The sequence below is a fragment of the Acinetobacter sp. V2 genome, from assembly GCF_001188385.1.
Lineage (GTDB): Bacteria > Pseudomonadota > Gammaproteobacteria > Pseudomonadales > Moraxellaceae > Acinetobacter > Acinetobacter oleivorans.
Genome location: NZ_JZFB01000007.1, coordinates 6733 through 12242, shown reverse-complemented (window position 1 = coordinate 12242; position 5510 = coordinate 6733). Strand labels below are relative to the sequence as shown.

Here is a 5510-nt window from a genome sequence, read left to right as displayed (position 1 = left end):
CCCCCCAGTACGACAAAACTTGAAGAACTATAAACACCAAATAGCGCTGTTGCGATTGCAAAGATAAATAAACTTAAAAGCGTTATTTTTCTTAATGAATGATCAATAAACATGCCTGTAATGAGAATGCCTACAATTGAAGAAATGCCGAATATAAACAGGATAGTCTCAACGTTGTATGGCTGCCCTGTTGAGGCCAAAAATGGTGAAATATAAGTATAAAGAATGCTATGAGCCAATATCCAAAGGAAGACAACTGCTAAAATAGCTCTGATTCCCGGCATTAAAAGAACTTTTAAAATGGGCAATCTTTTTTGTGCTGACTGTCCTGTAAAATCGGGAATACTAAAGCGAATCCAGATAAATAAAATTAATGCCAGTAAGGACATGATCCAAAATACGCCACGCCATTCAAACAACGTTCCCAACCACGCCCCCAAAGGAACACCAATTGATAAGGCAATGGGTTGCCCAACCCCAGCAATTGCTAAAGCTCGTCCTTGATACGATGCAGAGACCATACGTCTTACATAACCTGCTAAAAGCCCCCAAATAACACCTGCTGCCATCCCTGCAATAAAACGAGCAATTAAAGTCAGAATATAATCATTTGATAAGGCAGTAATCGCATTAAATAAAAGTAACCCTGCAATAGCACTGAGTAATAAAGGTCTCCGATTCCAACTACGGGTAAGGCTAATAAGAGGTATTGCTGCTAAAACAGAACCTAAGGCATACACGGCTATAAGCTGCCCTGCATAAGCTTCTGAAATATTTAACCCTTGACTGATTTGAGGCAAAAGCCCTGCTGGCATGGTTTCTGTCATGATGGTCAGAAAGCCTGCAACTGTAAAAGCCAACAGTCTCCAAATCGGTAATTGAGTAGAGAATTCATCAGTTAACTGATGAGATGTTTCATTACTCTTAATATTCATAAAGCTTTACTCTCAAATTCTTTTGCAGGGTACTTACTCTGATCTGTATTGCTATAAGCTTGTTTTATAAGGTTAGGATGGGAAGGCATTTATTCTCCATGTAAACTAAAATCATTATTTTGGAATGATCATTCCAATTTAAGTTAAATAAAAACCTTAACTATTCAGCTCAACAATAGTTAAGGTTTAAATGAGTTTTATAAAACGTTTAAAGCAACCTCGACCACATCCATTAAACATTGCTTTCTTTGTTCAAGCTGGCTGCCTTTTCCCAAAACACGTAAACCTTGAATAGTATTTACAAAAAAACTCGCTAACGCGCGTGGGTTTTGGGTAGAAGAAATTTCACCAGACTGTTGAGCTTTAATGAATAAACTCTCTAAAGCATGTTGTAGTTTCTGTAGGTTACTTACAACAAATTGAGCGACATCTTCGTCATGGCCAGCCAGTTCTAAACATGCATTTGCGACAAGACATCCTTTATGTTCTGGATCACTTAGCTCATCTTCAACAATATTAAGAAGTAACTGTCGAAGAAGTACTTTCGAAGAACCTGAACCAGATAACAACTTCACATTATTTAGTGTAGTTAAAAGTTCATAGCGTTGTAACGCTTTTTGATAAAGACCTTGTTTGTTTTGAAAAGTGCTGTAAAGGCTACTTCTAGATAGTCCCGTACCGTCAACTAAGTCTTGAACTGAGGTTGCAGCATAACCACGACGCCAAAAAACCTGCATTGCAGCATCAGCAATTTCATCAGTTTCAAATTCTTTGGTTCGCATAAAATACACTTATAAGGAACGATCATTCCAATTAATTTATGACAGACAGATAGAGAAGTCAAATTAAAAAATTAATCTAGGTGATTTATTTAGAATGTTTTGATTAAGATCATTATTACTTATAAAACTACTTCACTAGCAACCGTTTAGCTGATTCAATAATAATCGCTCTACGTTTTTCATGAGGATTATCAATATCCTCGATCGGGGTAAACATTCTGGCAACTTGAGGCAACATAAACCAGCTATTTGCAAGCGCTAAAATCAGGAAGGTTAAATAGCTTGCTTCAATTTTATCGGTTACCCTGCCCTCATCTTGTTCTTTTTTAATTGCTTCAATTTTACAATTATAATTTTCGCAGCGGATGTTTTCATTAGGCACTTCTTGTGAAGAGTAAATCAATCCTTCCCAAAGCAATAAACGACTCAGTTCAGGGTGTACACAATGATAGTCATACACACGCCCGGCATATTCAGCAATATCTTCTTCTTCAAAAGATTTAAGAGGTACAGACTGAGCAACTTTAATTAATTCATTACTTAAAACGACCGCAAATAAATCTCTTTTAGCCCCGAAATAATTATAAATACGCTCTTTGTTAACTCCTGCAATTTTTGCAATTTTATCAACAGTGGTGCCATCTGGACCATGCAAAGCAAACTCACTAATTGCAGCTTTCAAGATTTTTTGTTTTGTTCCTTCAGTATCCCACGACATAATTATTTTTCACTTGCATATATTATTAAAACATATTATAAAATATTTCCAACCAAATAGTTGGTTTTTTTTGGAACTTTATAATGAACAACAATATTATAATTTTTGGCTATGGAACAGGTATTTCCAAAGCCGTAGCACATAAGTTTGGTAAAGAAGGCTATAAAATCGGGTTAGTGGCAAGAAATGCTGAAAAACTCGAGAAGGCCATTCTAGAACTGAAAACACAAGGTATAGAAGCTTATGCTTTTACATGTGATTTAGCAGTTCTGGAAGACATACCAAATCTCGTAAAACGTATTAAAGACCAATTCGGAGAGATTAAAAATATTCATTGGAACGCTTTCCATGATATTGAAGGCAACATATTAGAAACCAATCCGCTAGACCTCACCCAAAGTTTCCACATTCGTGTTTCAAGCTATATTGCTACGGTACAAGCTTGCCTACGTGATTTAGAAAAGAATAACGGTAGTATTTTATCAACCAATGGAATTTTTGCGTTCGATGCAGTGGGAATAGATTTAGTTGCCAAAGAATATTCATCTTTAGCAATTGCTGCCGCCGCTCAATATAAAACCACCAACTTACTTGCTCATAGTCTCGCTGACTCAAATGTTTACGTGAGCCAAGTAATTGTGAATGGCTTTGTTGATGGAACACCGGGTGCACAAGATAAAAGCTACACGGTACATCCAGAAACGATTGCGGAGCAGTTCTGGTACTTACATCAACATAAACAAGAAACTGTCTCTCTTTGTGGTGAAGCAATTCAAGCTGCTTAAAACAATTCCTAATGAAAATTTTATTTAATGAATTTAAAATTATTCATTAAATAACAATACATTAAAATATTTCTAATATAGAGAAAACTATGAAAGTCCTTCATATCAACTCATCAACTCGTGGTGAGAATAGTCAGTCTTTACTTATTGCTGAACAAGTAATTACTCAGCTTAAAATAAAGCACGCTGATTTGGTTGTTGATGAATTTAATCTTTTTGAAGATGATCTACCTGCATTCGATAAAAATGCTGTGGGTGCCAAAATGGCATTATTTACAGGACAAGATTCAAACTCGAAAGAAAAAGAAGCATGGACAAAAATTAAAGAGGTTTATGACCGCTTTGCATCTGCCGATATCTATGTATTTAATGTACCTCTTTGGAACAATAACATTCCTTACATCTTAAAACAGTTTATTGATATCGTAACTCAGCCGGGTTGGGCCTTTGGTTTTGATCCTTCTACTGGTTACACAGGCTTGTTAAATCATAAAAAAGCATATGTCGTGATTGCTAGTGGTGTGTATTACCAAGGTATTTCTAATAATTTCGGTTCTGACTTTGCAACGCCTTATCTTAATGACTGGCTAAAGTTTATTGGTGTAAGTGATATTGATAATATCCATATTTCACCTACAGTAGTGAATACTGACTATGAGAAAACAAAGCAAGATGTGATGAGTGATGTCGAGAAGCTGATCGCGTAAGAATATGAATAGCAAAATAAATTATGCAGTTGCTATTTGTGAGCCATTAGAACTTGAGCATCCAGATTCGTTTATGGATGTTCAAATTCCTTACCCACAAGCCCTGCCTCACGATGTTATTGTTAAAGTTCAAGCAATTTCCATTAACCCGGCCGATACACGTGCGCGACGTAGAAAAACGAAAGATAACCAAACTACAGTTCTAGGATGGGATGTTGCAGGAACAATCGTTGAAATTGGTTCTAAAGTCTCTGGAAAATTCAAAATTGGAGATACGGTTTATTATGCAGGTGATATCAATCGATCTGGAGGAAATTGTGCTTACCATGCAATTGACTCAAGACTGATTGCTCACGTACCTCAGAGTATTTCTATAGAAGATGCCGCTGCTCTACCCTTAGTATCTTTAACCGCATGGGAAGCGTTATTTGAAAGGTTATCAGTTCAAATTAACACGAACCATGTAGATCTTCTTTTAGAAGATGATGAAAACCAGCCAAGATCTTTACTGGTGATTGGTGGTGCTGGTGGTGTCGGTTCAATGGCAATTCAACTTGCTAAACTTGTACCGCTGTTAACTGTTATCGTTACTGCTTCACGGCAAGAAACAAGCAATTGGTGTAGAAAATTAGGAGCCGACCATATTATAGATCACACTCAAGACATCACTACTCAATTAGCCCAATTGGGTTACTCTGAGGTCGACTATGTCTTGATCTGTAACTCACCAGATTCATATTTTGACCAATTATCTAAAATGACTCGGCCATTTGGAAAAATTTGCAGTATTGTTCCCTTTTCTCATCCACAAGATTTCAATCTATTGATGAAAAAGAGTTTGTCATTTCATTGGGAACTTATGTTCACTCGATCCAGTTTCCAAACCCCAGATATGGCAAAACAGTCTGAAATTTTAGGTCATATTGCAAAGCTAATTGATCAAAATATTATTATTTCACCAAGACTTATATCTCTATATCCTATTAATGCTAAAACCATCAAACAAGCACATCTGTTAATTGAGTCAAATAAGACAATTAGTAAGATTGTAGTGGTTAATGAAAAGGCTAATTAAATAAAAATAGAAGAAGCGTAATCAATTACGCTTCTTACAGCTTATTGCACATAAGGCCAAATATCTGGGTCTATATAGCTCTCATCTATATGGTAACCCTCTTTTTTCATATTATTTTCTTCAGTTTTACGGGCTTTCTTATTATTGGCAACTTCAGTTTCAAATGCTTGCTTTAACTGCTCTGAATTCATCTTATCTGTATCAGATATAGCATTTCGCCCTGCATATTTAAAGTTCTCAAAGCTATACCTCACCATATACTGTTCTTTTTTATCATCTTGATAAGTTTGTTGAAGGCTAATACTTAATTCTGCATCACCATTGTATAAGTTAAATACGAGTCTATTCGTTTCCGATAAAATGTCCTGCCATTCTTTAAAACTTAATACATAAGTCGGATCGATAACCTTACCCATTGTTTCATTCATATGCTTAAAATTATCTTGCTTATCAATTCGAGCACTAAAAGGTAAAAAATATTGCTTCCATTGTTTGTCATTAATCTGAT

The 5510-nt window shown here is 35.8% G+C and carries 5 protein-coding genes and 2 pseudogenes; 3 read left to right on the top strand and 4 right to left on the bottom strand.

Going from position 1 to position 5510, the window contains the following annotated elements; genetic code table 11:
* The 3 genes and pseudogenes from UC75_RS16560 to UC75_RS16550 form a co-directional block, all read right to left on the bottom strand.
* Nucleotides 1-935, bottom strand: a pseudogene (locus tag UC75_RS16560) (MFS transporter); the annotation flags it as partial.
* Between the two features lie 197 nt (nucleotides 936-1132).
* Nucleotides 1133-1717, bottom strand: a complete 585-nt coding sequence (locus UC75_RS16555) for a TetR/AcrR family transcriptional regulator (protein ID WP_049838214.1) — start codon at nucleotides 1715-1717, stop codon at nucleotides 1133-1135.
* Between the two features lie 127 nt (nucleotides 1718-1844).
* Complete coding sequence (locus UC75_RS16550; protein WP_049838213.1) at nucleotides 1845-2435, bottom strand: TetR family transcriptional regulator; 591 nt, start codon at nucleotides 2433-2435, stop codon at nucleotides 1845-1847.
* A gap of 83 nt (nucleotides 2436-2518) precedes the next feature.
* Between UC75_RS16550 and UC75_RS16545 the strand changes: the two genes are divergently transcribed.
* The 3 genes from UC75_RS16545 to UC75_RS16535 all read left to right on the top strand — a co-directional run bounded on the left by UC75_RS16545 (nucleotide 2519) and on the right by UC75_RS16535 (nucleotide 5002).
* The gene (locus UC75_RS16545; RefSeq protein ID WP_016139631.1) at nucleotides 2519-3220 is read left to right on the top strand and encodes an SDR family NAD(P)-dependent oxidoreductase; all 702 of its coding nucleotides are present in this window, start codon (nucleotides 2519-2521) and stop codon (nucleotides 3218-3220) included.
* Between the two features lie 89 nt (nucleotides 3221-3309).
* On the top strand, nucleotides 3310-3927 hold the full coding sequence (locus UC75_RS16540; RefSeq protein ID WP_049838212.1) for an FMN-dependent NADH-azoreductase: 618 nt from the start codon (nucleotides 3310-3312) through the stop codon (nucleotides 3925-3927).
* Between the two features lie 4 nt (nucleotides 3928-3931).
* Nucleotides 3932-5002 (top strand): zinc-binding alcohol dehydrogenase family protein, encoded by a 1071-nt coding sequence (locus UC75_RS16535; protein WP_049838211.1) that lies wholly within the window; start codon nucleotides 3932-3934, stop codon nucleotides 5000-5002.
* Between the two features lie 41 nt (nucleotides 5003-5043).
* Here the strand turns inward: UC75_RS16535 and UC75_RS22150 are convergent.
* A pseudogene (locus UC75_RS22150) lies at nucleotides 5044-5510 on the bottom strand (hypothetical protein); the annotation flags it as partial.